The 385-nt window shown below is 57.7% G+C and carries 1 protein-coding gene; it reads right to left on the reverse strand.

Features of this window, described 5'->3' with window-relative positions:
* Positions 1-21: 21 nt before the first annotated feature.
* Positions 22-246 carry a DUF982 domain-containing protein gene (locus EN850_RS34060; protein ID WP_245454712.1) on the reverse strand — a complete coding sequence of 75 codons (225 nt, stop codon included), beginning with the start codon at positions 244-246 and terminating at the stop codon, positions 22-24.
* Between the last annotated feature and the right edge of the window lie 139 nt (positions 247-385).

The following is a 385-nucleotide window of genomic DNA, read 5'->3' on the forward strand; positions in this document are numbered from 1 at the left end:
GGCGAGCAGCGGGCCAACGCGTTACCGGCGGTGATCTTCCTGCAGCTTTAAATCAGTCGCCACCAACGACGAAATCAGATTTGGCCAGCACGCCGGCAATCCTGGCAAATCCCACAATGCTTGCCGCGCCTGCTCGGGTGTCATCTGTCCGGCGATCGCTGCGTTGCTGCTTCTCACCGCGCAACTGAATACCGGTCCCCGACGCGCTTTTGGCCACTGATTCAGGAATACGAGCGCTTCGCGCACTGTGTTGATGTCGTGACGACGTCGTTGGTCTTAACCTGGACCGGCGATAGGAAAGCCAGACCGGTTATTCTTACCTCCCTGCGATCGCACGCTGGATCTTTCATTCGGTGGTTGGTTGCGTGACAGGTTTCGAACGTTA

This window comes from Mesorhizobium sp. M8A.F.Ca.ET.207.01.1.1 (genome assembly GCF_004794715.1).
Taxonomy (GTDB): Bacteria; Pseudomonadota; Alphaproteobacteria; order Rhizobiales; family Rhizobiaceae; genus Mesorhizobium.